Source organism: Sphingomonas sp. GC_Shp_3, assembly GCF_026540945.1.
Classification (GTDB): domain Bacteria; phylum Pseudomonadota; class Alphaproteobacteria; order Sphingomonadales; family Sphingomonadaceae; genus Sphingomonas.
The window spans coordinates 669,132-694,324 of sequence record NZ_JALNUT010000001.1 but is presented as its reverse complement, the minus strand read 5'-3'; the positions used below and the strand labels follow the sequence as shown (position 1 = coordinate 694,324).

23 protein-coding genes and 1 tRNA gene are annotated in these 25,193 nt (G+C 64.5%); 12 read left to right on the top strand and 12 right to left on the bottom strand.

The genetic code is table 11. The features are described from left to right. Positions 1-9: 9 nt before the first annotated feature. From OXR00_RS03435 to moaA, 3 genes are all read right to left on the bottom strand, one after another. Positions 10-84, bottom strand: a tRNA-Asn gene (locus OXR00_RS03435). A gap of 56 nt (positions 85-140) precedes the next feature. Continuing rightward, positions 141-929, bottom strand: a complete 789-nt coding sequence (locus OXR00_RS03430) for an NAD kinase (RefSeq protein ID WP_267386644.1) — start codon at positions 927-929, stop codon at positions 141-143. 1 nt (position 930) lies between these two features. Beyond that, positions 931-1,926: a GTP 3',8-cyclase MoaA gene (moaA, locus tag OXR00_RS03425; RefSeq protein ID WP_267386643.1), complete on the bottom strand. Its 996-nt coding sequence runs from the start codon at positions 1,924-1,926 to the stop codon at positions 931-933. Positions 1,927-2,117: 191 nt separating this feature from the next. On the opposite strand from moaA, the gene OXR00_RS03420 reads away from it, so the two are divergent. Continuing rightward, positions 2,118-4,118, top strand: a complete 2,001-nt coding sequence (locus OXR00_RS03420) for an EAL domain-containing protein (RefSeq protein WP_267386642.1) — start codon at positions 2,118-2,120, stop codon at positions 4,116-4,118. Positions 4,119-4,183: 65 nt separating this feature from the next. Then, positions 4,184-5,536, top strand: a complete 1,353-nt coding sequence (locus OXR00_RS03415; RefSeq protein ID WP_267386641.1) for a glycosyl hydrolase family 28 protein — start codon at positions 4,184-4,186, stop codon at positions 5,534-5,536. Here OXR00_RS03415 and OXR00_RS03410 read toward each other — a convergent pair. Further along, positions 5,533-6,531, bottom strand: coding sequence for a D-glycerate dehydrogenase (locus tag OXR00_RS03410; RefSeq protein ID WP_267386639.1), 999 nt, complete (start codon positions 6,529-6,531; stop codon positions 5,533-5,535). The two genes, OXR00_RS03415 and OXR00_RS03410, sit on opposite strands and share 4 nt — an antisense overlap. Positions 6,532-6,672: 141 nt before the next feature. Between OXR00_RS03410 and OXR00_RS03405 the strand changes: the two genes are divergently transcribed. The 4 genes from OXR00_RS03405 to OXR00_RS03390 all read left to right on the top strand — a co-directional run bounded on the left by OXR00_RS03405 (position 6,673) and on the right by OXR00_RS03390 (position 8,666). Further along, on the top strand, positions 6,673-7,113 hold the full coding sequence (locus OXR00_RS03405) for an SH3 domain-containing protein (protein ID WP_267387133.1): 441 nt from the start codon (positions 6,673-6,675) through the stop codon (positions 7,111-7,113). Positions 7,114-7,208: 95 nt separating this feature from the next. After that, a complete protein-coding gene (locus OXR00_RS03400) occupies positions 7,209-7,463 on the top strand; it encodes a hypothetical protein (protein ID WP_242146448.1) in 255 nt (84 codons plus the stop codon). After that, positions 7,456-8,211, top strand: coding sequence for an A24 family peptidase (locus OXR00_RS03395; RefSeq protein ID WP_267386638.1), 756 nt, complete (start codon positions 7,456-7,458; stop codon positions 8,209-8,211). The genes OXR00_RS03400 and OXR00_RS03395 overlap by 8 nt, the downstream gene beginning before the upstream one ends. Further along, positions 8,208-8,666, top strand: coding sequence for a hypothetical protein (locus tag OXR00_RS03390; RefSeq protein WP_267386637.1), 459 nt, complete (start codon positions 8,208-8,210; stop codon positions 8,664-8,666). The genes OXR00_RS03395 and OXR00_RS03390 overlap by 4 nt, the downstream gene beginning before the upstream one ends. Here the strand turns inward: OXR00_RS03390 and OXR00_RS03385 are convergent. Continuing rightward, positions 8,638-9,099 (bottom strand): c-type cytochrome, encoded by a 462-nt coding sequence (locus OXR00_RS03385; RefSeq protein ID WP_267386636.1) that lies wholly within the window; start codon positions 9,097-9,099, stop codon positions 8,638-8,640. The two genes, OXR00_RS03390 and OXR00_RS03385, sit on opposite strands and share 29 nt — an antisense overlap. A gap of 5 nt (positions 9,100-9,104) precedes the next feature. Then, entirely contained in the window at positions 9,105-9,491 is a 387-nt protein-coding gene (locus OXR00_RS03380; protein WP_267386634.1) for a cupin domain-containing protein, read from the bottom strand. A 198-nt stretch (positions 9,492-9,689) separates the two neighbouring features. Here OXR00_RS03380 and OXR00_RS03375 point away from each other — a divergent pair, with 198 nt between their 5' ends. Further along, positions 9,690-10,010: a hypothetical protein gene (locus tag OXR00_RS03375; RefSeq protein WP_242146443.1), complete on the top strand. Its 321-nt coding sequence runs from the start codon at positions 9,690-9,692 to the stop codon at positions 10,008-10,010. Positions 10,011-10,321: 311 nt separating this feature from the next. Further along, positions 10,322-11,035 (top strand): phosphatase PAP2 family protein, encoded by a 714-nt coding sequence (locus OXR00_RS03370; RefSeq protein WP_267386633.1) that lies wholly within the window; start codon positions 10,322-10,324, stop codon positions 11,033-11,035. Here the strand turns inward: OXR00_RS03370 and OXR00_RS03365 are convergent. Beyond that, positions 11,025-13,337 carry a UvrD-helicase domain-containing protein gene (locus OXR00_RS03365; protein ID WP_267386632.1) on the bottom strand — a complete coding sequence of 771 codons (2,313 nt, stop codon included), beginning with the start codon at positions 13,335-13,337 and terminating at the stop codon, positions 11,025-11,027. The two genes, OXR00_RS03370 and OXR00_RS03365, sit on opposite strands and share 11 nt — an antisense overlap. Positions 13,338-13,497: 160 nt before the next feature. Between OXR00_RS03365 and OXR00_RS03360 the strand changes: the two genes are divergently transcribed. Beyond that, on the top strand, positions 13,498-15,141 hold the full coding sequence (locus tag OXR00_RS03360; protein WP_267386631.1) for an inorganic phosphate transporter: 1,644 nt from the start codon (positions 13,498-13,500) through the stop codon (positions 15,139-15,141). Positions 15,142-15,264: 123 nt separating this feature from the next. Then, positions 15,265-15,891, top strand: a complete 627-nt coding sequence (locus OXR00_RS03355) for a peptidylprolyl isomerase (RefSeq protein ID WP_267387132.1) — start codon at positions 15,265-15,267, stop codon at positions 15,889-15,891. On the opposite strand, the gene OXR00_RS03350 is transcribed toward OXR00_RS03355, so the two are convergent. Genes OXR00_RS03350 through OXR00_RS03335 form a run of 4 tightly spaced genes read right to left on the bottom strand, consistent with a single transcriptional unit; the run spans position 15,878 to position 19,651 of the window. Continuing rightward, the gene (locus OXR00_RS03350; RefSeq protein WP_267386629.1) at positions 15,878-17,023 is read right to left on the bottom strand and encodes an aminotransferase class I/II-fold pyridoxal phosphate-dependent enzyme; all 1,146 of its coding nucleotides are present in this window, start codon (positions 17,021-17,023) and stop codon (positions 15,878-15,880) included. The two genes, OXR00_RS03355 and OXR00_RS03350, sit on opposite strands and share 14 nt — an antisense overlap. Positions 17,024-17,078: 55 nt before the next feature. Beyond that, entirely contained in the window at positions 17,079-17,864 is a 786-nt protein-coding gene (locus tag OXR00_RS03345; RefSeq protein WP_267386627.1) for an SDR family NAD(P)-dependent oxidoreductase, read from the bottom strand. Between the two features lie 12 nt (positions 17,865-17,876). After that, positions 17,877-19,064, bottom strand: coding sequence for a zinc-dependent alcohol dehydrogenase (locus tag OXR00_RS03340; protein WP_242146437.1), 1,188 nt, complete (start codon positions 19,062-19,064; stop codon positions 17,877-17,879). Beyond that, positions 19,064-19,651, bottom strand: a complete 588-nt coding sequence (locus OXR00_RS03335; protein WP_267386625.1) for an SRPBCC family protein — start codon at positions 19,649-19,651, stop codon at positions 19,064-19,066. Before OXR00_RS03335 ends, OXR00_RS03340 begins: the two co-directional genes overlap by 1 nt. Before the next feature lie 414 nt (positions 19,652-20,065). Between OXR00_RS03335 and OXR00_RS03330 the strand changes: the two genes are divergently transcribed. After that, complete coding sequence (locus OXR00_RS03330) at positions 20,066-22,342, top strand: FdhF/YdeP family oxidoreductase (protein ID WP_267386624.1); 2,277 nt, start codon at positions 20,066-20,068, stop codon at positions 22,340-22,342. Between the two features lie 123 nt (positions 22,343-22,465). Here the strand turns inward: OXR00_RS03330 and OXR00_RS03325 are convergent, their stop codons facing one another. Then, positions 22,466-24,547, bottom strand: a complete 2,082-nt coding sequence (locus tag OXR00_RS03325) for a catalase (RefSeq protein ID WP_267387131.1) — start codon at positions 24,545-24,547, stop codon at positions 22,466-22,468. Positions 24,548-24,844: 297 nt separating this feature from the next. Here OXR00_RS03325 and OXR00_RS03320 point away from each other — a divergent pair, with 297 nt between their 5' ends. Beyond that, the gene (locus OXR00_RS03320) at positions 24,845-25,036 is read left to right on the top strand and encodes a hypothetical protein (RefSeq protein ID WP_267386623.1); all 192 of its coding nucleotides are present in this window, start codon (positions 24,845-24,847) and stop codon (positions 25,034-25,036) included. Positions 25,037-25,193: the final 157 nt, after the last annotated feature.

Sequence of the window (25,193 nt, the reverse complement as noted above, 5' to 3'; positions counted from 1 at the left end):
CTATGAGTGTGGCTCCCTGAGTAGGATTCGAACCTACGGCCGCTCGATTAACAGTCGAGAGCTCTACCGCTGAGCTATCAGGGAACATCGTGGAGGGCGTCTATAACCGGCTGAAACGACGATGCAACCCCTCTTCTTGGTCACGCGATAAATTGCTCCATGGTGATGCGATCATCGAGTGCGTGCTCGGGATCGAACAGCAGGATCAACTCGCGCGAACGATCGACCGCGATCTCTACGCTCGCGACGTCGCGCACCTCGCGCTGGTCGGCGACGGCGCTGACCGGGCGTTTACCGGGGTCAAGCACGCGGACCACGATACGCGCCTTGTCCGGCAGGATCGCACCACGCCAGCGGCGGGGGCGAAACGGGCTGATCGGCGTGAGGGCCAGCAAAGCTGAGCCGAGCGGCAGGATCGGCCCCTGCGCGGACAGATTGTACGCGGTGGACCCAGCGGGCGTCGCGACCAATATGCCGTCACAGGCTAATTCGGGCAGGACGACACGATCGTTGACGGTGAGCTCCAGGTTGGCGGTCTGCCGCGTCTCGCGTAGCATCGACACCTCGTTGATCGCGGGCAGTGTGTGAACAGCACCATCGATCGTGGTCGCGCTCATGGACAGGGCGGTGACCTTGAACGGCTTGGTGCGCGCGAGTCTGCCTTCGAGATCGAAGTGGCGCCACTCGTTCATCAGGAACCCTACCGTACCGAGGTTCATGCCAAACACCGGAATCGGCGGCTTTCGGCGCTCCAGAATCGCATGCAGCGTCTGGAGCATGAAGCCATCACCGCCCAACGCGACGATCAGATCGGCCTCCTCCGGCGCAACCCAATCGTAAGCATCGGCGAGCGTCTCGGCCGCAGCCTGCGCAGCGGCAGCAGGCGAGGCGACAAGCGCGCGCTTCTGCGGTGCTGCGGCGTAGGTCATGTCAGCCGCCTGTCACACTCATGTGGCGGCTCACGGCGGGAGTTGTGGCTGTGATATCAAAATCGTGCCGTGCGGGCTTGCTCGCCATCGCGCTGTCCAATGCGGCATCAAGACCGACGATTCCCTCGCTACGCAGCACCTGCTTGAGGTCGACGCAGTCATCGTGGCCCAGGCACGTGTAGAGCAGCCCCTCCGTCGTAAGCCGCACGCGGTTACAGGTATCGCAGAAATTTCCCGTCAGCGGCGAGATCAGCCCCAGCCTGGTGGTGCTGTCTCCCACGCGCCAGTAGCGTGCCGGACCACCGCTGCGATGTGAATCCCGAGCGAGCCCGAAGCGAGCGGCAAGATCATCCAAGACTGCGGTAAGAGGAAGAAAACGGTCGGTGCGATCCTCGTCAATGGCGCCGAGCGGCATCGTTTCGATCAGCGTGAGGTCCAGTCCTTCGGCGACACACCACGCCAGCATCGGCGCGATTTCGTGCTCATTCAGCCCCTTGAGCGCGACCATGTTGATCTTGATCGCGAGCCCGGCGTCGCGCGCAGCCATGATGCCACCGATCACCTGCGCAACGTCGCCATGCCGCGTGATGTAACGGAACACCTCGGGATCGCGACTGTCGAGGCTGACATTGAGGCGACGGACACCAGCCTCCATCAGCGCGGACGCATGTTCGGCGAGGCGGGTGCCGTTGGTCGTCATGGTGAGTTCGTCGAGACCGGTGCCGACATGCCGGCCGAGGCGCTGTACCAGCTGGCCGACATCGCGGCGTACCAGCGGCTCCCCACCACTCAGGCGAATTTTTCGGATGCCGCGCGCAATGCAATGTTCGGCGATGACCGCGATTTCCTCGAGACTTAGCAAAGCCGCCTTGGGGAGGAACGTCATCGTCTCGGACATGCAATAGCGGCAGCGCAGGTCGCAGCGATCGGTCACAGAAATGCGCAGGTAGCTGATTGTCCGTCCGTGCCGATCGATCAGGGGCGGGGCAACTTCCATGATGCTGAACTAAGCCTTCCACCGGTAACGAACAAGGGGCGAACGCGCGGCTGTTCATATTGGATGCGTGGCAAACGGACATGGAACGCCCGCTGCGAAAGGCAATCGTCGCGATTGCACTTCTTCTTTAACGATCGACAAGGCAGTAAGGAGCGCGCGGCCGATTGGGGCGGCCCGGACGGGGAGTTTGCGTGGGCGAAGAAGGGGTGCGCGCTGGCAGCGGAGCTACGCCATTGTTCATCCTGTCGTTCAGACAGCGTGACGAGCTGGCGGCGCTGGCGGGTGGCGCCGGCTGGCAGGTGGTTGCGGCACGGCGCGCGGCTGGGGTCGAGCGACGGTTCCTCGCCAGCGGAGCGGCGGTGGCTGTTATCGATGCGCGCGGCGCGCTGGACGATGGCCTTGCGGGCGCGCGGATGCTTGGTGGTGCGATCGAAGCGAATGGCGGTGCGATGCTGGTGCTGGTCTCGCGTGGTGACCATGATGCGATCGGTACGCTGTACGAGGCGGGGGCGACGCATTTCCTATCCAGCCCCTTTGGCGAGACCGAGTTCATCCAGGCGCTGCGGTATGCGGCGCGCCACGCCGCCCGCATGGCGGGCGAGTGGCGCGCGACCGGCGTCGTCGAGCCGCTCGGTTGGCGGCTCGATCTAGCCGAACACAGCGTGCTGCTGACGCCGGCGTTTGCCCGTTTGCTGGATATCGAGGAGCAGCCTGGCCGAAACGCATTGTTGCGACACATAGAGCCGGCCGAACGCGGATCGGCGCTGGCGGCGCTGCGGCGCTTGTCACCCGCACGGCCGACGACGGCTTTCGCGCATGACGTGGCGGGGATCGGGCGGGTGGTGCAGCACCTTCACTACGATGCGGTGACGCGGCGGATCGACGCGCTGATCGAACCGCTCGGCAGCGCGCCAGAGCCGACTGCGGAGCTGCGCGAGGCTTTGGCCGGCGCGCGGGATGCGGGCAGCGCGCGGCGATGGATCGGGCGGCGGCTGCGCGAGGGTGGTGAGGTGCCGCTGTACGCGATGCTGGTGGCGCTCAACCGGTTCGACATGATCAACACGGCATATGGTCGCAGTGCTGGAGATACGCTGCTCCGTGGAGCGCTTAAACGGATCGAGGATGCGGTTCGTGACGTGTTGGGGCGCGAGGCATTGATCTCGCGCCTGAGTGGATCGTCGTTCCTGGTCGCCGCGCGCGCACCGCGCCCCCGGATCGAACTGGCGGCGGAGCGGATCGCGGGGGAACTGACGCGGCCGTTCGTAGCGGGGGAGACGATCGCGGTACTGGGCTGCCGGATCGGCGTGGCGCGGGATCAGGCGGGGGACGAGGCGGCGGTGCTGCTGCGCCGCGCCAGCGAAGCGCTGGCGGACGCGCGCGATTCGGACAGCGCGACCGTGCGCGTCGCCGAGCCGAGCGGAGCGGAGGCGCCGATCGAATCGCTCGCGGTCGCGCTTCACCATGCGATCGAACGCGGCGAGATCGACATCCTGTTCCAGCCGCAGGTTTCGGTATCGAGCGGCGCGATCATTGGTGTAGAGGCGCTGGCGCGGTGGGAGCATGGCACCCTCGGCACGATCGGCGCGGACACGCTGTTCGCCGCTGCCGCCCGTGCCGATCTGGAGATCGCGCTGTCCGACCATATCCAGCGCATCACGCTGGAGCGCGCCGCGACGTGGCGGGCGGCATTGCGTGGGCTGCGGCTGTCGCTCAACCTCACCGCCGGCGATATCGCGCGGCCGGGGTTTGCCGATCTGTTCCTCGACCGCGTAGACAGCAGCGGTTTCCCACGCGGGCGGCTGACGCTGGAGATAACCGAGAGCGGGCTGATCGAAGATCTCGGCATTGCCGCCGGGCTGTTGTCGGCACTACGCAACGCCGGGTGCAGGATCGCGATCGACGATTTCGGGACGGGCTATTCGAGCCTTGCATACCTGAAGGCGTTGCCGCTCGATTACCTCAAGATCGACAAGAAACTGGCGCAGGACATCACCGGCACGGCGCGTGATCGCATCGTGGTACGCGGTGTGATCGACATGGCGCGCTCGCTCGGGCTGACCGTGATCGCGGAAGGCGTGGAAACGCAGGAACAGCTCGAACTGCTCGCGAAGGAGGGGTGCCAAGTGTATCAGGGCTTCCTCTGTTCGGAGGCGGTTCCGGTCGCCGCACTTGAGGCTTTGATGCTGGGCTGACGCGGATTGAACTGCGCGCGCGATCTGGCATGACACCGGTTGCAACAAGACGTGCAGGAGAGTGTATGCCGGTCCCGATCCTCACCCGCCGCAGCTTCACGCTGTCCGCGCTGTCGACACCATTCCTGACCACCACCGTGTGGGCGCAGTCGGTCGGCGGAAAGCAGGCCGTGATTACGGCATTCGGCGCGAAAGCGGATGGCGCGACGATCAACACCAAGGCGATTCAGGCGGCAATCGATCATCTCGCAGGTCGCGGCGGCGGCACGGTGGTGGTGCCGCGCGGCGTGTTCGTCAGCGGCGCGCTGTTCCTCAAGCCGCGCGTCAACCTGCATCTGGATGCGGGTGCGATGCTGAAATGCACCAATGCGATGGAAAACTTCCCGCCGCGCCGTACCCGAATCGAGGGGCATTTCGAACCGAGCTTCACACCTGCGCTCATCAACGCCGATGGTTGCCACGGGTTGAAGATCACCGGCGAGGGCACGCTCGACGGATCGGGGCGGCCGGTGTGGGACCTGTTCTGGAAGATGCGCGCTGCCGCGCCCGACCCAAGCGCCTTCAAGAACGTCGGCCTGCCGCGCGCCCGGCTCGCACTGATCGAGAACAGCAAGGACGTGACGATCGAGGGTGTGACATTCAAGGATTCGCAATTCTGGAACCTGCATCTCTACCGCTGTGACGGTGTGGAGGTGCGGCAGGCGCATTTCCACGTGCCTGACGATTACAAGCAGGCGCCGAGCACGGACGGGATCGATCTCGATTCGTGCCGCAACGTGTTGGTCGACGGCTGCACCTTCTCCGTCACCGATGATTGCATCGCCGCCAAGGGGTCGAAGGGGCCGCACGCGCTGGAGGACAAGGACAGCCCGCCGGTTGAGCATATCCGCGTGCGCAATTGCCATTTCCGGCGCGGGCATCAGGCGTTCACCTGCGGCAGCGAGGCCACATTGGTGCGCGACGTGGTGGTGGAGAATTGCCGCCTGACCGGTGCGATCAACCTGCTGATGCTCAAGCTACGCGCCGACACGCCACAGCATTACGAGGACATTCATCTGCGCAATATCACGCTTGATGCGGATGGCGGGCGGCTGCTGTTGATCGAGCCGTGGGCGCAATATGCCAACTTGCAAGGCATGAGCCCGCCCAAGTCGCTTGTGCGCAACGTGTCGTTAAGCGACGTGACCGGACGGTTCGGCGCGTTCGGGATCATTCGGCCGAACCCGGGGCAGACCGATATCGGCGGTATCCTCGTCCAGCGCGTTCATGTCGATCTGAAAGACCCGCAGCTTGCCGTGTCCGGCATGCACGACCTCCGTTTCGAGGATGTGGTGGTGAACGGCAACCCTATGCCGACGCCGGTACCCGGTCCTGCCGCACCCGCGCCCGCCGGTGGCTACCGGGCGAGCGGAGCTTAAGCCCAGCCCTCCAGCACCTGATCGGGCGGGCGGTGGCCGTCCGCCCAAGCGCGGATGTTGCGGATCACCTTCTCACCGGTCGCGCTGCGGCTCTCGAACGTGGCGGAGCCCATGTGCGGGGTCATCACCACGTTGGGCAGCGCGAGCAGGCGCGGGTCAATCTCGGGTTCGTGTTGCCACACGTCGAGGCCCGCGCCCGCCAGCCGCCCGGCTTCGAGCGCGCTCACCAGCGCGTCCTCATCGACGATGCCGCCGCGCGAGGCGTTGATGAGGTAGACGTGGGGGCGCAGCAGCGACAGGCGGTGCGCGTCGAGCATCCCCTTGCTGTCGGCGTTGAGCGGCGTGTGGATGGTGAGGATGTCGACCGCCTCCAGCATCGCGTCGAGGCTGCTGTGCCACTCGGCACCGAGTTCGCCCTCCAACACCTTCGGCAGGCGCGAGCGGTTGTAGTAGTGAATGGCGAGCCCGAAGCAGCGCGCGCGCCGCGCCACCGCTTGCCCGATCCGCCCCATGCCGATGATGCCGAGCGCCTTGCCGCCGATGCGGTGGCCAAGCATCCCGCCCGGGCTCCACCCTGTCCACTGGCCGGAGCGGACCAGCTTCTCCCCTTCAGCAAGGCGACGCGGGACGGAGACGATCAGCGCCATCGTCAGATCCGCCGTATCCTCGGTCAGCACGCCCGGCGTGTTGGTGACGATGATGCGGCGCGCGCGTGCGGCCTTGAGATCGATATGGTTCACGCCCGCGCCGAAGTTGGCGATGAGCTTGAGGTCGTCGCCCGCGCCGGCGATCAACTCCGCATCGATCGTATCGGTGACGGAGGGAACCAGAACCTCGCACGTCGCCATTGCGGCGGCGAGGTCTTCGCGGGTCAGCGGGCGGTCTTCGTGATTGATCGTCGCGTCGAACAACTGCTCCATCCGCTGCATCACCGCATCGGTGAGCTTGCGCGTGACGGTGACCTTCGGGTGAGCGACGCGTCTCGTTTCGGGCATAGTCGCGGCTTGGCGAAGCGCGGTGCCCGCGTCAACGCTGTTGAAGCCACCGTGCCGCACGCGCTAAGCGGACGTGACCAGTAAGGAATGTGTATGCATTGGCGAGATCGAACGGTTTTGGCGGTGATAGCGGCGGCAGTGATGGCCGCTCCCGGCATCGCGGCGGGCAAGCAGACGCCCTATTACGGGTCGATCGCGGCGGCGAAGGCGCGGATGCGGAGCGGTCCCGGGCGCACCTATCCGGCGATCTGGCTGTATCAGCGCGCCAACCTGCCGGTGAAGGTGCTCGACACCTATGATCACGGCACCTGGGTGAAGGTGGAAGATCCAGCCGGCACGCAGGGGTGGATGATGGGTGCGCTGGTGAAGGAAACGCGCACCGGCTTCGTGATGGGAACCCCGGTCGACATGCTCGACCAGCCGGAGGCGGGCAGCCGGGTGCGTTGGCGCGCTGCGGCAGGCGTGGTCGGGAAACTCAGCAAATGCGCGAACGGCTGGTGCTACTTCGACGTGCACGGGCAGGGCGGTTACGTCGAGGCGATCCACCTGTGGGGTGTCGAACCCAACGAGGCGGTGCCCTGACACGTACGTCGATCGCGCTGGAGCGAGCTCGGCGATCCTCCGACTTGCCGTGTATCAAGCTGGTGCATGATGGCGCACGCCTGTAGGCCGCTGGCATGGACACACTCACCAACGTACTGAAGTGGACCGCTTCGGGCGGCGGGATCATCGCGGCGGGGATGGTGTCGCTCGATCTCGGACGGCGATTGACCGGGTGGGGGCAGGTGCTGTTCGCGGTGTCGGCATTGTGCTGGATCGGCGGCGCGGCGTTGACCAAGGATTTCGCGCTTGGCACGCAGAACGTGGTGTTGCTGGTGATCGATGTGTTCGGCGCATATCGTTACCTGATCCGAAAAAAGCCGAATGGCTGAAGCGGTCATATGGTCGCTGCTGCTCGGGCTGCTCGGCGCGGTGATCGGCAGTTTTGTTGCAACCCTGGTGATCCGCTGGCCGCAGGGACGGTCGGTGTTGCGCGGGCGCTCACATTGCGATGGGTGCGCGCGGGTGTTGGGTCCGCGTGATCTCGTGCCTTTGCTGAGCGCGGCATTGTCGCGCGGCCGGTGCCGGCGCTGTGGTGCCGCGATTGACCCGTTGCACTGGCGGATCGAGGCGCTCGCGCTGATGATCGGTCTGGTCGCCGGGCTGGTGGTGCCCGGGCCGGCCGCACTGGCAGGCGCGGTGTTTGGCTGGCTGCTGCTCGCGCTCGCCGCCTTGGACGTGACGGAGTTCTGGCTTCCTGATGCCTTGACGCTGGCGCTGGCGCTCGCTGGTTTGGTGAGCGGCGCGATCGGCGTTGATCCGCCGCTTGCCGACAGGTTGATTGGCGGCGCGGCCGGATTTGCGGCTTTATGGGCGATCGCGTTCGGCTACCGGCTGGTTCGCGGGCGCGCGGGGCTTGGCGGGGGCGACCCCAAACTGTTTGGCGCGATCGGATTGTGGCTGGGCTGGCGAATGTTGCCGGTGGTGCTGTTCCTTGCGGCGCTGACCGGCCTTGCACTCGTGCTCGTCGGCATGGTGCGCGGGCGATCCGCACGGCTAGACGACCGGGCGCCATTCGGGGCGTTGCTCGCGGTGGCGGCTTACCCCGCGTGGCTGTTCCTGCTAGGCTCGACGCTATGATGCTCCTGCTTCTGTTGGCCGTCGCCATGCCGCGCGACGTGATCAAGCCCGCGCCACCCCCGCCACCGCCTGCGCAGATCGATGGCCTGCCGATCGGCGCACTGCCGCGCCAGTCACTGCCCGCGACCGGGTGCGCGGCCTATCTGTGGAGTGCGACGCAGACCCGCACGCTGGTGGCGATGGTTTCGGCTGACGATCGCCGGCTGCGGATAGCGCTGGACGGCGCGATCGTCGACTTGCCGCGCGTCGGTCAAAGCGGCGCCAGCGCCTTCGGGCTGAGCCAGTCTGCGCAGTATGCGGTCGCCGGTACGCACGCAACGCTCGACCTCACCATCGAAACGCGCGGCGATCTGGTAAAAGGCGGGGTCGTCTCCGATGGATCGCTGCGCCTCGACCGCGACGGCAAAGACGGCCTAGTGCTTCCCGTCACCGGTCTGGTCGGGTGCGCTGGCTGACCACCGGCGGCAGTGGTAGCTTCGATCCGTTGTCGTTGAGGAAGCGGATCACGTCGGCACGGTCCATTCCGTCATTCAGGCCTGCGAACATCATGTTGGTGCGGGGCGCGAAATGGGCTGGACTGGTCAGCCATGCGTCGAGCCGATCGAACGTCCAGACGCCACCGATCGAACGCAGCGCAGCGCTGTAGTTGAAGTTAGGGCTGCCCTGCGCGATCGCGCGACCGGGGACGGCGTACAGGTTAGGTCCGGCCCGATCGCCCGTGCCCTGTGCGATGCTGTGGCAAGCAGCGCATTGCGCGAAGATCGCGCTGCCAGCGCGGGGGTCCGCCGCCGCCAGCCGTTCGGGCAGGGGGGCGTTGGCGAGACGCGGATCATGTTCGACACGCGGTCCGCATCCGGCCAAGGCGATCAGGCCGAACAGGGTTGCCATGGCTCTCATCGCGGCGACCAGCCGGGCGCGGCCAATTCGAAGCCGGCGAAGTCGAAACCTGGCGTTACCACGCAACTCACCAACGCCCAGCCATGTCGCGCCTCCGCGGATTGCCACGCGTGGGGTGGCACCAGCCCCTGCGGGGTTCCACCGTCGAGAAGTATTTCACGGTCGTCGATCATCAGCGCGAGCGGTGATCCGCTATGCCAAAGCCACAGCTCGGCAGCGTCGATCCGGTGCCAGTGCGACCGCTCGCCGGTGTCGAGCAGGAACAATATGGCCGTCGTCAACGCTCGGCCGCCGGTGGGTGCGGGCAGGCGCATCGTTTCACGATACCAGCCGCCCTCCGGGTGGGGCGCGAGACCGAGCTTGGCGACGAGCGGGTGCGGCATGGACGGTCCGTTGTGTAAGGTATGTGCGGCGAGAAACCGGCGATATGGGCCGGCAGATACATTGTCCAACGTCTTGCAACACGCGACTTGCGATTGCGCCACGCGCACGCCGACGGCTGACTCGTGCGCCATCGACACTTGCTGCATCGCGGAACTTCGCGCTAAGGGCGCGGCCAATCCTACATCGAAGAAAATGCCGTGAACAACTCTCCCGCAGGCGACGTCCCCATCGTTTTTGAAGGCATCGTGCGCCAGCGCTGTCTCTCCGCGACCTATAACCGCACCGAGGTGACACTCGCGCCGCACGTGATCTACACCCGTCATGGTGACCTGTTTATCGACGGGGTCGTGCTGGAGCGTGACGGTCGGCCGCCAAAGGAACTGAAGCTCGGGACCTTCAAACTTGCCGGGCTGACCGCGCTGAGACTGACGCCGCGCGCTTTCAAGGCGAACCCGCTGTTTTCGCCGAGCGACCCGAAATACGGCGATTCGGTACTGATGACGGTCGAGCTGGGCTGATACCCCAAGTTTGCGATATGCCCCCGAGGACTAGCGCACCGATCTGACGTCGGCGCGGAAGGCGGGAACGCGTAGCGACCGATGCCTTCCCATTCGGTGCGCGCTGCGGGGCAGATGCAGTCCCGATCTCTTCAGATTGCAGACACTGCCGTGATCGTGGCGACGGAGCGAGCGGTATCACGGGCTTGTCTCCGACGCAGCTGGGCAGGGTTCAGAATGCGTGCCGACGCGTGAGTTCATCCTCACCCGTATGGTCGGCAGTTTTACGGTGAGGGCTGGCCGAACCTGGCGCCGGGTGGCAAGCGGGCACGATGACGAACCCGAATGAAGTTGATGGCGACAGGTCTGGCGTGCCGCGTGCGATAGCGTGGCTGTGGCCGTTGGTGGTATTGTTCGCGGGCTCGGTGTTGCTGCTCGGCGCGCATATCGCGGCGGTGCTGGTGACGGGCCGAAGCTTCGGCTTCGACGCGCCGATCTTGCTCGCATTGCGCGTGCCCGGCCATCTCGACGTGCCGATCGGGCCGGTGTGGCTGCGTCAGTCGGCGATCGATATCTCGGCGTTGGGCGGCTTCACGTTGATGTGGCTGTTCGGCGGGTCGGGCATCGCCGCGCTGATGATGCTGCGACGCCGGGCCGAGGCGGCGTGGGTCGCGGCGTCCCTGGTCGGCGCCTCATTGATCTCGACCGGGTTGAAGGACATCATCCACCGCCCGCGCCCGGCGCTGGTGCCGCACCTCGTTTGGGTGGACAACGCCAGTTTCCCGAGCGGCCACGCATTGATCTCCGCCGCCACCTATCTGACGATCGCGCTGATGCTCGCTGGGCTGGTGCGCCGCCGCGCGGCGCGCGCGGCAATCGTCGCGTTCTTCAGCGTGGTGGTGGTGCTGATCGGGTGCAGCCGCGTGTACCTTGGCGTACACTGGCCGAGCGACGTGGTGGCCGGCTGGTGTTTCGGCACGGTGTGGGCGATCGCTGTGTTCTGGGTGAACCGGTGGCTTCGAGCGAAGGTGCGGATCACCCCATAGTCACGAACGTATCGATCACGCGCTTGCGGCCGGCCTCCTCGAAATCGATCTCGAGCTTGTTGCCTTCGATCAACGCTATCGCGCCGTAGCCGAACTTCTGATGGAACACGCGCTGCCCGACCTCCAGGTCGCTGCGCCCTTTGTTGCCCAGGCTGACCGCGCTGGCCTTCGCCTCGATCACGCGGCTTGGTTCGCGCGAGAAGGTGCGGGTCGTGAAGCTGCCGCCGTCGCGCACGGTGTTCTGCACCCCCGCCGCGCGCTGCCAGCCGGGGCCGCGTCCGGTGCCGCGCGCGACATCGGCGAACGGGTCGGCACGTTCGGACCAGTTGGCGCGCCACAGGCTTTCGCCGCCCGACATGCTGTTCTCGGACTCGATATGCGCGGGCGGAAGTTCGGCGACGAAGCGGCTCGGGATGCTGCTCGTCCACTGGCCGTAGATCCGGCGGTTGGCGGCGTGGAGGATCACCGCCTTGCGCCGCGCGCGCGTGATCGCGACGTAGGCGAGGCGGCGTTCTTCCTCCAGCGAGGCGTTGCCGCCCTCGTCGATCGCGCGTTGCGAGGGGAACAGCCCTTCCTCCCAGCCAACCAGGAACACGGTCTCGTATTCGAGGCCCTTGGCGGCGTGGATCGTCATGATCGTCACCTTGGCCTCGTCGGCCTGCGCCTCGTTGTCCATGACGAGGCTGACGTGTTCGAGGAATGCGCCGAGGCTGTCATATTCCTCCATCGCACGGATTAGTTCGGTGAGGTTCTCGAGCCGTCCCGCCGCCTCGACCGACTTCTCGACCTGTAGCGCGCCGGTGTAACCGCTCTCGTCGAGGATTTGCCGCGCGAGTTCGGCGTGCGGCAGTTCGCCCGCCATCTTGCGCCAGCGCGCCATGTCGATCACGAAGTTACCGAGCGATTTGCGCGCGGCGCCGGTGAGTTCGTCGGTATCGAGGATGCGCGCCGCCGCCGTGCTCAACGGGATGCGCTCGGCGCGTGCGAGCATGTGCAGCTTCTGCACCGCCTTGTCGCCCAGGCCGCGCTTCGGCACGTTGACGATCCGTTCGAAGGCAAGATCGTCGGCGGGCTGGTTGACGACGCGCAGATAGGCCAGCGCATCGCGGATTTCGGCGCGTTCGTAGAAGCGGAAACCGCCGATGATGCGGTAGTTCATGCCGATCGCGATGAAGCGATCCTCGAACTCGCGGGTCTGGTGCTGCGCTCGCACGAGGATGGCGATACGGTCGAGCGACTGGCCGCCCCGCTGCGCCGCCTCGATCTCCTCACCGACGCGGCGGGCTTCTTCCGGCCCGTCCCATACGCCGAACACCTTGACCTTGTCGCCGTCCGGCTCGTCGGTCCACAGCGTCTTGCCGAGCCGGCCCGAATTGTTGGCGATCACGCCGGATGCGGCGGCGAGGATGTGCGGGGTGGACCGATAATTCTGTTCGAGGCGGATCACCTTGGCACCGGGAAAATCCTTCTCGAACTTGAGGATGTTTTCGACCTGCGCACCGCGCCACGAATAGATCGACTGATCGTCGTCACCCACGCAGCAGATGTTCTTACGCTCCTGCGCGAGCAGGCGGAGCCAGAGATATTGGACGCTGTTGGTGTCCTGATACTCGTCCACCATGATGTATTTAAAGCGGCGTTGGTAATCGGCCAGCACCTCGCGATTGCGCTTCAGGATGGTGAGCATGTGGAGCAGCAGATCGCCGAAATCGCACGCGTTCAGCGCGGCGAGCCGGGTCTGGTATTGCTGGTACAGCTCGCCCCCGCGTCCGTTGGCGTAGCGTTCGCTCTCGCCCGCGTCGATGTCGGCGGGCACCAGCCCCTTGTTCTTCCACTCGTCAATCAGGCCGGCAAGGCTGCGCGCAGGGAAGCGCTTCTCGTCGATGTCGGCGGCGATGACGAGTTGCTTCAACAGCCGCAACTGATCGTCGGTATCGAGGATCGTGAAGTTCGAGTGCAGCCCGACCAGCTCGGCATGGCGGCGCAGCATCTTCGCGCCGATCGCGTGGAACGTGCCGAGCCACGGCATCCCCTCCACCACATCGCCGACCAGCCGACCGACGCGTTCCCGCATCTCGCGCGCGGCCTTGTTGGTGAAGGTGACCGAAAGGATCTCGCCCGGCCACGCGCGCTTGGTGGCGAGCAGGTGGCCGAGCCGCGCGGTAAGCGCCGCGGTCTTGCCGGTGCCGGCGCCGGCGAGCACCAGCACCGGGCCTTCGGTGGTGAGCACGGCGTCACGCTGCGGCGCGTTGAGGCCGGTGATGTAGGACGGTTCGGCGGAATTGGTGACGGGGAGACTCATCCGTGAACAGGTAGGGAACGCAGGCGCGAAGGGCAATCGTTGATGCACGCGCGGCTTGGCGGGGATCGGCCGGTGGCGTTCGCTCGACATGGGCAGGTGCGGACCTCGCACTGCCGCTATTGTCATCACATGGTAACACAAGCAGCCCACGCGCACCGCCATGGACACAGCCACAACCGTCTCGCTCCCGGCGAGCGAACGTCCCGCCAGCGGGCCGCATCTCGATCGGCCGCTTCATCCGGTCGCGCGTTGGGTCTTCCTCGGCGTGCTGATCGGCGCGCTCGGCTATGCCGGGGGGAGCATCCTGTTCGACACGCGCGAGGTCGGCGAGGGGATGGCGATGGCGACCTTCGCGTTCCTCGGCCTCGCGCTGCTGATCGCTTTGGGGTTTGAGTTCGTCAACGGCTTCCACGATACCGCCAACGCCGTCGCGACGGTGATCTATACCCACTCTCTGCCGGCGCCGATCGCGGTGCTATGGTCGGGGTTCTTCAATTTCCTCGGCGTGATGTGTTCGAGCGGCGCGGTCGCCTATGCGATCGTGACGTTGCTGCCGGTCGATCTCATCCTGCATGTCGGATCGAGCGCGGGGTTCGCGATGATCTTCGCGCTGCTGCTCGCGGCGGTGATGTGGAATCTGGCGACATGGTTCGTCGGCCTGCCCAATTCGTCCAGCCACGCGCTGATCGGCTCGGTCCTCGGCGTTGGCCTCGCCAACCAGTTGCTGCACGGCGGCGACGGATCTTCGGGCGTGGACTGGGGGCAGGCGCAGAAGGTGCTATCGGCCTTGCTGTTCAGCCCGCTGGTCGGGTTCGTCGGCTCGCTGGTGCTGCTGCTGGTGATGAAGCGCCTGCTGCCCAACCCGACCTTCTACAAGCAACCGGCGAGCGACGCGCCGCCACCCCGCGGCATCCGCGCGACGCTGATCGCGACGTGCACCGCCGTATCGTTCTTCCACGGCAGCAACGATGGGCAGAAGGGCATGGGCCTCATCATGCTGATCCTGATCGGCTGCGCGCCGACCGCCTATGCGCTCAACCGCACCATGCCGGCGAGTCAGACGCCTGCGTTCATCACCACCGCTAACGCCGCGGCTGCTGCGTTCCGCGCGCATGGCGGGCAACCCGGGGGCAATGTCGCGGCAGCGCGCGCGGTTCTGACCCGCGCGCTGGAGACGAAGAAGCCGATCGCCACGCCGGCATACGGCGCGATCGAGACGCTGGCGCACGATGTCAGTCTGCGGATCAGCAGCTACGGCTCGCTCGACAAGGTGCCCGCCGCCGCCACGCCGAACCTGCGCAACGACATGTATCTGCTGCAAGGCATCTCGCAGGTGGTGACCAAGGACAAGGCTTCGGAGAAGACCTTCTCGCCCGAGCAGTTGAAGGCGATCGGGGCGTATCAGAAGATGCTGGAACAGGGCACGCGCTTCATCCCGGTGTGGGTGAAGATCATCGTCGCGGTCGCGCTCGGGCTCGGCACGATGGTCGGCTGGAAACGGATCGTGGTGACGGTCGGCGAGAAGATCGGCAAGTCGCACCTCACCTATGGCATGGGCGCCTCGGCCGAGATCGTTGCCGCCTTCACGATCATGACCGCCGATCTGTTCGCCGCGCCGGTTTCCACGACGCATATCCTGTCGAGCGGTGTGGCCGGTGCCTCCGTGGCGAACGGCAGCGGGTTGCAAGCGCGCACCATCATCAACATGGTGCTGGCGTGGGTGATGACTCTGCCGGCGGCGATGCTGCTGTCAGGCGGTCTGTACTGGCTGCTGCTCGGCGTGGTGAAGTTCAGCGCCGGCTGATCCGGGTAGAACACTGCCGCGCTCCGGCTTTTGCGCAACCGAACGCCGGGGATTGCGTAGAACCGTTACCCGCGCGACAGCATCGGGCGATGGTCCGGCAGTTGGAGATGGTCGTTGCGGATTTTGGGTGTTGCGTTGGCTGCGGTGGCGCTCGTCGGGGCAGCGCCTGCCGAGCCGCCGATCGTGCGGGTACGGCTGGATACCTCGGCCGGGCCGATCACCTTGGCGATCGACTATCGCCATGCGCCCAAGACAGCGGCCAATTTCCTGCGCTATGTCGATGACGGGCGGCTGGACGGTACCGATTTCTACCGCGCCTCGCGCAAGGCTGGGCATCCGGACTTGGGTTTCGTGCAAGGCGGCATCGGCACCGATGCACGCCGCAAGCTCGACTTGCTGCCGCTCGAGCCGACCAGCAAAACCGGGCTGCGTCATGTGAGCGGTGCGATCTCGATGGCGCGCTATGCTGATCCGTCGTCTGGTTCGGCGAACTTCTCGTTGCTGGTGGGGCCAAGCCCAAATCTCGATGCGAAGCCCGGTTCGCCTGGGTACGCCGTGTTCGGGCATGTCGCGAGCGGGATGGACGTGGTGAAGCGGATGCTGGCGATGCCGACCTCACCTGGCGGGGACGAGGAGATGAAGGGTCAGATGCTGGTGCATCCGGTTACGATCGTGCGCGCGGTGCGTCTGGACGGAACGCCGAAGCCGACCGGACGTCCGAAGGTGTGGATCATGTTCAAGAACCTGTAAGCGGTTCGCGTGCGGCGAACCACGGCGTAATCCGGCGCAGCGCCTCCTCGATCCGGTCGGTGGAGACCGCGAAGCTGAACCGCATGTACCGGTGGCCGTCGACGGGATCGAAGTCGATCCCAGGTGCGGTCGCTACGCCGGTATCCAGCAGCAGCTCCATGCAGAACGCCATGCTGTCCTGCGTCAGGTGGCCGATATCGGCGTAGATGTAGAAGGCGCCGTCCGGCGGCGCGATCCGCCGCAGGCCGAGCGCGGGCAGCGCATCGAGCAGCAATGCACGGTTGGCGGCGTAGGTACGGATATGCCCTTCGAGTTCTTCGTGGCAATCGAACGCGATCAACCCGGCATGCTGGGCAAGCGACGGGGGCGTGAGGAACAGATTGCCCATGCGTGCCCGCGCCGCATCGATCAGGTCGGGCGGCACCACCAGCCAGCCGAGCCGCCACCCCGCCATGCTGAAATATTTCGAAAAGCTGTTGACGATCAGCGCGTCCGGCTCATCCTGCAAGACCGAGCGCGCCGGGCCGGTGTAGCTGAGGCCGTGGTAGATCTCGTCCGAAACGATGCGGATGCCGCGTCGGCGGCACACCGCCACGATCGCAGACAGTTCCTCCGGCGCGATGATGGTACCGGTGGGATTGGCGGGGCTGGCGAGGATCAGCCCGCTAGGCGCGGGATGGAGCGCTTCGATCGCGGCCGCTGTGATCTGGAAGCCCTCCGCCTCGCCGCAGCCAATCTCCGCCGGTTCTAGATACAGCGCCTTCACCGTGTTGCGATATGCGACATAGCCCGGCCGGGCAAAGGCGACCCGGTCACCGGGCGCGAACAGGCAGGAAAGCGCGAGCACCAGCGCAGGCGATGCGCCGCAGGTCAGGATCACCTGCTCCGGGTCGATGGTGACGGAATACCGCTCGAGGTAGTGGCGGGCGATCCGTGCTTTCAGCGGGACGCTCTCCCAGTAGCCGAGACCGTCGCGGTCGAGCACGAGATGCGCTTCGGCAATCGCAGCGGCAGGCGCGCCGGTCGAGGGCTGGCCGAATTCCATGTGGATCACGGATCGGCCCTCCGCAGCGAGGCGGTGCGCCGCGCGGCTGATGGCAATGGCGTGAAACGGATCGATCTTTGCGGACATACCGCCTGCTTAGCGACCCGCGCGGCGGACACAACCACCGCGCGGGTGAACCGCGTTACGAGTCCGCGCTGCCGGGCTCGGCCATCTTGCGGTGCTGTTCGGCGAGGAACGACTGCGGCAGGACGCCCGAGGCCGCGACCTGGAGCTTGTTGCCGACGCCGGACACGATGTGCCCCTTGCCGGCCATCAGCGCGTTCCAGCCATCCGTTGCTACCTTGGCGGGATCGGACTTGCTGTCGTCCTGACCCACCTGCGTATCGAGCAGACCCGCGCGTGCGAAGAACTCGGTCTCAACCGGGCCGGGCATCAAGGTGGTGATGGTGACGCCTTCGTGTTCCTTGATCTCGTTGCGAAGCGCCTCGGTGAAGTTGTCCACGAACGCCTTGGTCGCGTTGTATACCGCGTTGAAAGCGCCCGGAATGTAACCGGCGATCGATCCCGTCACCAGCACCTTGCCTTCGCCACGCGCGACCATCTGCTTGAGCACCTTCTGCAGCAGATAGACGGTCCCAGTGATGTTGGTATCGACCGAATGCCGCCACATCGTCACGTCCTGATCGAGGAACGGACCACCGGTGCCGATGCCGGCGTTGGCGAACAGCAGGTCGATCGTGCGGCCCTGCGCTGCAGCCAGCAGTTTATCCACGCCGTCGATCGTGGAAAGATCGGCCTCGATCGAGAAGACCTGCGTGCCATGCCGCTCGAAATCGGTGGCGGATGCCTCGATCAGCGGCTCGTCGGCAACAACGAGGATGTCATAGCCGTTTTCCGCCGCACGGTGGGCAAGTTCAAAGCCGATGCCGGTAGAGGCACCGGTGATGATCGCAAAACCCTTGCTCATGTCATTCTCTCCTTATGCGGCGAAAGTCTGGCCGGGCTTCAGCACGACCTTGGTGACTTCGTTCTGGTGGTTCTTGAACATCTCATACCCCTTGGGCGCATCTTCCAGGCCCATGCGGTGCGAGATCAGGAAAGTGGTATCGATCTTATCTTCCATGATCGCGTTGAGCAGGCCGGGCAGGTAACGCTGAACGTGCGTCTGGCCGGTCTTGAGCGTCAGACCCTTTTCCATGAATGCGCCGAGCGGGAACTTGTCGACGAACCCGCCGTATACCGCCGGCATCGACACGCGCCCGCCCTTGCGACACGCAATGATCGCCTGACGGATCGAGTGGGTGCGGTCGGTGCCGAGGAAGGTCGACGCCTTGATCTGGTCGACGATGTTGTCGAAGAACATGCCGTGCGCTTCGAGCCCGACCGAGTCGATGCAAGCGTCCGGCCCAATGCCGCCGGTCATCTCCATCAACGCTTCGTAGGTTTGCGATTCCTCGAAATTGATCGTTTCCGCGCCAAATTTGCGCGCGAGTTCGAGGCGGTGCGGGAAGTGGTCGATGGCGATGACGCGCTCGGCACCCATCAGGAATGCCGACTGTACCGCGAACAGGCCGACGGGGCCGCAACCCCATACCGCGACGGTGTCGCCGGGTTCGATCTGCGCGAACTCCGCCGCCTGCCATCCGGTCGGCAAGATGTCGGAGAGGAACAGCACCTTGTCATCGTCAATGCCATCCGGAATGACGATCGGGCCGACGTCCGAGAACGGAACACGGACATATTCCGCCTGACCACCGGCATAGCCGCCGGTCATGTGGCTGTAGCCGAACAGACCCGCCATCGGGTGGCCGTACACCTCCTGCGCAATATCCTGATTGTCCGCCGGGTTGCCGTTGTCGCATGCGGAGAATTGCTGCTTGCCGCAGTGGTAGCAGCTGCCGCAGGCAATGGTGAACGGCACCACCACGCGTTGGCCTTTCTTCAACGTCGAGCCGGAGCCGATCTCGACGACCTCACCCATGAATTCATGGCCCAGGATGTCGCCCGCCTTCATGGTAGGGATATAGCCGTCATACAGGTGGAGGTCTGACCCGCAGATCGCCGTCGAAGTGATCTTGATGATCGCATCGCGCGGGTTGAGGATTTCGGGATCGTCGACCGTATCGACGCGGACGTCATGCTTGCCGTGCCAGGTGAGTGCGCGCATCAGTTATGCTCCCGATCGGATTCGGCGTCGCGTTGCGCGAGCGTCCAGGATGAGGTGGCGATCTCGCCGGTTTCCATCAGCTGCTTGAACCGGCGCAGGTCGCGGCGCGCCTGCACTGCGGGTTCGCGCTGGAACATCTTGGCGATGATCTTCCCGATCGTTCCGCCGGGCGGATCGTAGTTGATGGTCGCGGTGACGACCGTTCCGCGCGTGCCTGCATCGCGAAATTCGATCCGGCCGCTATTGGCGACCTCGGCCCCTTCGGCAGATGCCCAGGCGATCATCTCGCCCGGAGTCTCATCGGTGATGATCGCGTCCCACTCGACGGTGCGTCCAGCCGGCGCTTTCACTACCCAGTGCGTGCGACGATCATCCAGCACGTCGATACGTTCGACGTTGTCCATGAAGTTTGGCAGGTTGGTGAACTCCCGCCAATAGGCGAACAGTTCATCATGCGGCCGGTTGATCGTGACCGAGCGCGCAAATAGTGTATCGCCCTTCGGCTCTACTCCGACGTGTGTGACCGCCTCTTCGGTATCACCTTTCTTCATCGTGGTTAGCGGGGCGTCATCTTGGCTAATGGTCATCGCCACCTCCTGTGTTGGTTACAGGCATAACCGTCACCTAACGCGCTCTGTTCCAACGGTGTTTTCAGGCTGACGCAGAATATGATCGACTGGCGGTCTTAGGATGACGGCGGCTTTAACCTAGATCATCATTGCAGTGATTAATCCCAACATGAGCCACACTGTTGCGCTTCAATCCGGCGCATCCTCCAGCATCTTGATCGCATGGGGCGGCCATTGGCTGACGTTGGCGGCAGGGCAGTGGTATGTCTCACGCCTGACGCGATTTTACGATCCGCAGTGGTGTGCCGATCGGCATTTGCCACGAAACGACATCTCCTTGCGACCGGTGCGTCGCTGCTCAGTGTTGACCCATCATGGATTAGCGTGGCCTAGCGAGGATCCGGGGTACACTCTCTGCCAGAGGAGACGACGATGACTGCTGAGAAGGACACCGTCCATTACGAGGGCTCCGAAGGCGGCTGGGGTTCTGTTCGCGGGATCTTCGAGACGGCTCTGCGCGAGCGCACCTCGCCCGGCGCGCTCGATACGCTGCGGCGGCAGAACAAAGTCGGCGGCTTCATGTGCGTGTCGTGCGCATGGGGGAAGCCTGCCAAGCCGCACGCTTTTGAGTTCTGCGAGAACGGCGCCAAGGCAACCCTGTGGGAACTCACCAGCTTGCGCTGCACGCCAGATTTCTTCGCCAAGCACACGCTGACGGAACTGCGCACGTGGAAGGATTACGACTTAGAACAGCAGGGTCGGCTGACCCACCCGATGCGCTACGATGCGGCGACGGACAAGTATGTACCGTGCGGCTGGGACGAGGCATTCGGTGCGATCGGAGCGGAGTTGAAGGCGCTCGATCCGGGGTCGGCGGTCTTCTACGCCTCCGGTCGCGCCAGCCTTGAAACCAGCTACCTCTATGCTTTGTTCGCGCGGCTGTACGGCCACAATAACCTGCCCGACAGTTCCAACATGTGTCACGAAACCACCTCGGTCGCGCTCAAGAAGGTGATAGGCTCTCCGGTGGGCACCTGCGTGCTTGATGATTTCGAAACGTGCGACGCGATCTTTTTCTTCGGGCAGAACCCGGGCACCAATTCGCCGCGGCTGCTGCATCCCTTGCAGGAAGCGGTGAAGCGGGGGTGCAAGATCGTCACCTTCAATCCGGTGCGGGAAAAGGGGCTGGAGTCGTTCAAAAACCCGCAGAGTCCACTCGAAATGCTCACCCCCAAGGCGACGCAGATTTCGACGTTGTACCTTCAGGTAAAAACCGGCGGTGACATCGCCGCGATCATGGGCCTTATCAAATATGTCCTTGCCGCCGAGGAGAAGAAGTGGGCGGAGGAGCAGCTGCACGTTCTGGACGTGGACTTTATTGCGCAGCACACCGCCGGCTTCGACGAGATGAAGGCACAGGCCGACGCGACAAGCTGGGACGATATCGAGCGCGAAAGCGGTCTCGCGCGCGTCGATATCGAGGCGGCGGCGGAAATTTACGTCCAGGCCAAGCGTTCAATCTGCATGTACGGCATGGGACTGACCCAGCATGTCCATGGCTTCCATAATCTCGCCACGCTGACCAACCTTTGGCTGCTCAAGGGGAATATCGGGCGCGAAGGTGCCGGCATTTCACCGGTGCGTGGCCACTCCAACGTTCAGGGCCAGCGCACCGTCGGCATCTCCGAAAAGCCCGAATTGGTGCCGCTCGACACACTCGCTGAGCAATTCCGGTTCGAGCCGCCGCGAGAGGAGGGGATGAACACCGTCAAGGCATGCGAGAACATCATCTCTGGCGAAGTCCGTGCGTTCATTGGCCTTGGCGGCAATTTTATCCGCGCGATCCCCGAGCGTGAGAAGATGGAGGACGCCTGGTCGCGATTGCGGCTGACCGTACAGATCGCCACCAAGCTGAACCGCAGCCACCTCGTCCATGGCGAAGTGACGTATCTGCTGCCGTGCCTTGGCCGTTCGGAGGAGGATAGGCAGGCGAGCGGCGCGCAGAAGGTGACGATGGAGGATTCGCTGTCCTGCATCCACGGCTCGTTCGGCAAGAACACGCCGGCCAGCAAGGACCTGCTGTCAGAGCCTGCGATCGTCGCTGGGCTGGCAAAGGCCACACTGCCGGAGAACCCCAAGGTGCGCTGGGACGAGTGGGTCGGCAATTACGACCTGATCCGTGACTTGATCGAAGCAACCTACCCTGAGCAGTTTCACGACTTCAACAAGCGGGTGTTCACGCCGGGTGGCTTTTACCGCGGTAACTCCGCGCGCGAGCGGGTGTGGAAGACAGAGAGCGGGAAGGCGAACTTCACCGTGGCGACATCCTTGTCGGCGATCGGTGTCGGCGATGCGCCGGGCCGCTACCGGCTGATGACGATGCGATCGAACGATCAGTTCAATACGACGATCTACGGCTATTCGGACCGGCTGCGCGGTATCGAAGGCACGCGCGACGTGCTGCTGATGAACCCGGAAGACATTGCGGCGGCCGGGCTGACGGTCGGGCAGGTGGTCGGACTCGCCTCGGATGCGGAGGACAATGTCGACCGGCAGGTCGTCGGATTGACGGTGACGCCGTTCCTGCTGCCGCGCGGGTGCATCGGTGGTTACTATCCCGAGATGAACCCACTGGTGCCGTTATGGTATCATGACGAAGAATCGAAGACGCCGGCCAGCAAGGGGGTGCCAGTGCGTATCGTCGCCTAGGCGGGATCGGCGCAGCGACGGAAAAAGCAAAAGGCGGGATCACCTGAGTGATCCCGCCTTTCTTTTTACGCCGCTAGCGGCGGCAGGGCAGCACGCGCCCATTAGGCCGCGCGCTGCTGTCGATTACGCTACCGCGTCGAGATCGACCTGCGCTTCGCGCGGCCAATACCGCAGCGGCGCAAGCGCGCTCAGGAACGCCTTGGCATCCGCCTTGGTCTTGAGTGGCAGACACCCATCGTCGAGATCGGTCGCAAGGCCTGCCTTTTCCACCAGCGGTGCGGTTTCCTCCGACAAACCGATGAACTTGCAGTGCGCGAAGGCGTCGGTGAGGAAATCCTTAGCCGCAGCGTCGATTGCCAGCAGCTTGGCGCCTGCGTCGGATGCAATCACGGCGACCGCATCGTACAACACGGACGGCCCGCCATCGATCTTCTGCTTGGCGACGAGCAGCGTGCCGTCGGACAAGATCGCGCCGCCCACCTTCGGGGCCACGATCTCGACCATGGCTTCCGCCGCCCCAAACGTGTCGATCACCGCGTTGACCAGCGCCGCATCCGCGCCGTCCGTGACCAGCAGGCCAAGTTTGCGACCCGCGAAACTTTGCGGTCCGTTCTTCTGGATGCTGAGCTTGTCGGATGGAGCCAGATCCATGATCGTCGGCTTGGCGGCCTTGGCAGCCTCGGGCAACGGCAGGGCGAGACCGTTCGCGACGGTCTTCGCAAGATCGGCGTCGATATTGAGGAGGTGCGACACCATGCGCGACCGGATGTCCGGGCGCTCCACCTTGGAAAGTTCGAACACCAGCGCATCGCCCATATGCTTCTGTTCAATCGCCGTCTGGCTCATGTAGAACTGCCGAGCCTGGCTGTAATGATCGGCAAAGCTCTCCGGTCGAACACGCAGCGCGTCACCCTGCGGGGGTTCAGGGAAACTGACGTAACCACGCTTCGGATCTTCGCGCGGGCCGCCTTGTGCGCCCCAGCTGTTCGGCTCGTAATTGGCGCGGCCAACCGGATTGCGCATGGCCATGTGACCGTCCTGCTGGAAATGCGCGAACGGGCAGCGCGGCGCATTGATCGGCAGGTGCGTGAAGTTCGGCGAACCGAGTCGCTTCAACTGCGTGTCGAGATAGGAGAAATTGCGACCCTGAAGCAGCGGATCGTTGGTGAAGTCGATTCCCGGCACCACGTTCTGCGTGCAAAACGCGACCTGTTCGGTCTCGGCGAAGAAGTTATCGACCAACCGGTCGAGCACGAGCCGACCGACGATACGAACCGGTACCTGCTCTTCCGGGATGAGCTTGGTCGCGTCGAGCACGTCGAAGTCGAAGCTGTCGGCGAATTCCTGGTCGAACAACTGCACGCCGAGCTCCCACTCGGGGAAGTCACCGTTCTCGATGGCATTCCACAGGTCGCGGCGGTGAAAATCGGGATCGGCGCCATTGACCTTGACCGCCTCGTTCCAGACAACCGATTGCAGACCCATCTTCGGCTTCCAGTGAAACTTGACGTAGGTCGACTTGCCCTCGGCATCGACCAGTCGGAACGTGTGGACGCCAAAGCCCTCCATGAAGCGGAACGAGCGCGGTATGGTGCGATCGGACATGATCCACATGATCATGTGCATGCTTTCGGGGCTGAGGCTGATGAAGTCCCAGAAGTTGTCGTGCGCGGTCTGCGCCTGCGGGAAGGCGCGGTCCGGCTCCGGTTTGGCGGCATGGATCAGATCGGGGAACTTGATTGCATCCTGGATGAAGAACACCGGGATGTTGTTGCCGACGAGATCCCAGTTGCCCTCCTGCGTGTAGAGCTTCACTGCAAAGCCACGCACGTCACGCGCCAGATCGGCAGAGCCCTTCGAGCCGGCGACCGTCGAGAAGCGCACGAACGCCTCGGTCTTCTCTCCGACGCGCTGGAACAGATCCGCACGGGTGACATCGGCAAGGCTGTCGGTCAGCTCGAAATAGCCGTGCGCACCATAGCCGCGCGCGTGGACGACGCGCTCCGGGATACGCTCGTGATCGAAGTGGAACATCTTCTCGCGAAAATGAAAGTCCGACAGCAAGGTCGCGCCGCGCGCACCCTGCTTGAGGCTGTTCTGGTCGTCAGCGACCGGGATGCCTTGGGCGGTGGTCATCACCGCAACGTCGCCACCAGCGATCTGGTGCGTCTCGCCGCCGTTACCGACCGGCTCCGCAAAGCTCATCGAGATCTCTGCGGTCGGTGTGCCCGCTTTCGCATCCTTGGTGGTGGTCGATGCTTTCGCGCGTGTGGTCTTGGCCATCCGAAACTCCCGGTATGCTGATCGCCCGGGCGCAGGGGGGCAGCACCGGTCACGCACTCAACCACCAGCGGGGGATCAAGTTGCTCTGGAAAACCATGATTAATTTCGATCAATACGATTGTTGGTGTTCGTTGGTGCGATTGCTCAAGCGAGGTGGCCATGACGCGGAACCGACCGGCGGCTGAAGCGATCTTGCCGGGCAAGACCTAGGAGGACGACGTGGCCGATACGCTCAAGAGCTTTACCCTCGCGCAGAGCGAAGGACATTACCTGCTGACGTTGCATTCCGACAATGGCGACGAAAGCGAGTTTCTCCTCACATACGATCAACTCGATCTCATCGCCGAGGAGATCGACACGCAGTTGAACGCCGACGAGGAGGAGGAACTCACGGTCGACGAAGAAGAATGACGTGGCGCTGGCGAATGTGATCGGAAGGTGACCCCGGCAGCCCGCCATGCGGCATTGTTGCTGATCACCGTGATCGACCCGTTAGACGTTTAGGGCGCCGAGGTTTTTGCTCGGCGCCATTTTTTTGCGTTGGCTCACCCTCTCGTACGGGTGCGCG

What these genes read in the sequence shown, in the direction of transcription:
- OXR00_RS03430 (WP_267386644.1), bottom strand. Translation starts at nt 929, where the DNA reads ATGACCTACGCCGCAGCACCGCAGAAGCGCGCGCTTGTCGCCTCGCCT.
- moaA (WP_267386643.1), bottom strand. Translation starts at nt 1,926, where the DNA reads ATGGAAGTTGCCCCGCCCCTGATCGATCGGCACGGACGGACAATCAGC.
- OXR00_RS03415 (WP_267386641.1), top strand. Translation starts at nt 4,184, where the DNA reads ATGCCGGTCCCGATCCTCACCCGCCGCAGCTTCACGCTGTCCGCGCTG.
- OXR00_RS03410 (WP_267386639.1), bottom strand. Translation starts at nt 6,531, where the DNA reads ATGCCCGAAACGAGACGCGTCGCTCACCCGAAGGTCACCGTCACGCGC.
- OXR00_RS03405 (WP_267387133.1), top strand. Translation starts at nt 6,673, where the DNA reads ATGGCCGCTCCCGGCATCGCGGCGGGCAAGCAGACGCCCTATTACGGG.
- OXR00_RS03400 (WP_242146448.1), top strand. Translation starts at nt 7,209, where the DNA reads ATGGACACACTCACCAACGTACTGAAGTGGACCGCTTCGGGCGGCGGG.
- OXR00_RS03395 (WP_267386638.1), top strand. Translation starts at nt 7,456, where the DNA reads ATGGCTGAAGCGGTCATATGGTCGCTGCTGCTCGGGCTGCTCGGCGCG.
- OXR00_RS03390 (WP_267386637.1), top strand. Translation starts at nt 8,208, where the DNA reads ATGATGCTCCTGCTTCTGTTGGCCGTCGCCATGCCGCGCGACGTGATC.
- OXR00_RS03385 (WP_267386636.1), bottom strand. Translation starts at nt 9,099, where the DNA reads ATGGCAACCCTGTTCGGCCTGATCGCCTTGGCCGGATGCGGACCGCGT.
- OXR00_RS03380 (WP_267386634.1), bottom strand. Translation starts at nt 9,491, where the DNA reads ATGCCGCACCCGCTCGTCGCCAAGCTCGGTCTCGCGCCCCACCCGGAG.
- OXR00_RS03370 (WP_267386633.1), top strand. Translation starts at nt 10,322, where the DNA reads ATGACGAACCCGAATGAAGTTGATGGCGACAGGTCTGGCGTGCCGCGT.
- OXR00_RS03365 (WP_267386632.1), bottom strand. Translation starts at nt 13,337, where the DNA reads ATGAGTCTCCCCGTCACCAATTCCGCCGAACCGTCCTACATCACCGGC.
- OXR00_RS03360 (WP_267386631.1), top strand. Translation starts at nt 13,498, where the DNA reads ATGGACACAGCCACAACCGTCTCGCTCCCGGCGAGCGAACGTCCCGCC.
- OXR00_RS03350 (WP_267386629.1), bottom strand. Translation starts at nt 17,023, where the DNA reads ATGTCCGCAAAGATCGATCCGTTTCACGCCATTGCCATCAGCCGCGCG.
- OXR00_RS03345 (WP_267386627.1), bottom strand. Translation starts at nt 17,864, where the DNA reads ATGAGCAAGGGTTTTGCGATCATCACCGGTGCCTCTACCGGCATCGGC.
- OXR00_RS03340 (WP_242146437.1), bottom strand. Translation starts at nt 19,064, where the DNA reads ATGCGCGCACTCACCTGGCACGGCAAGCATGACGTCCGCGTCGATACG.
- OXR00_RS03335 (WP_267386625.1), bottom strand. Translation starts at nt 19,651, where the DNA reads ATGACCATTAGCCAAGATGACGCCCCGCTAACCACGATGAAGAAAGGT.
- OXR00_RS03330 (WP_267386624.1), top strand. Translation starts at nt 20,066, where the DNA reads ATGACTGCTGAGAAGGACACCGTCCATTACGAGGGCTCCGAAGGCGGC.
- OXR00_RS03325 (WP_267387131.1), bottom strand. Translation starts at nt 24,547, where the DNA reads ATGAGCTTTGCGGAGCCGGTCGGTAACGGCGGCGAGACGCACCAGATC.